The sequence below is a fragment of the Neisseria sp. P0009.S007 genome (assembly GCF_051962515.1).
In genome coordinates, this window is sequence record NZ_JBQCVF010001061.1 from 1 (window position 1) to 281 (window position 281).

The following is a 281-nucleotide window of genomic DNA, read 5'->3' on the forward strand; positions in this document are numbered from 1 at the left end:
GCCTACGGCTTCGATGACGTTGTTGGTCACGTACATGCCTTGGTCTTCGACGTTGTAGGTCACGAGGCTGTAACCGTTGGACTGGGCAATCTTGGTCTCGTTCGTAACGTTGGTCACGTTCGGGTTGTTGCTGTTGTCCACCAGGGTAATGTTTTTGATATTACCCAAGCCTGCTTTGCCGTCTGCTTCGACTGCCGGCGGTGCGGTGTTGACGTTGCCGCCGTTGCTGCCGATCAGTTCGTAAACTTGGTGCAGTTGTCCGCCGTTGACGGCATCGGTGC

General features: G+C 55.5%; 1 protein-coding gene. It reads right to left on the reverse strand.

Annotated elements, in window-relative coordinates; all coding sequences use genetic code 11:
• The coding region (locus ACTHS3_RS17755; RefSeq protein ID WP_440368739.1) for a hypothetical protein at positions 1 to 281 on the reverse strand (281 nt) is incomplete at both ends.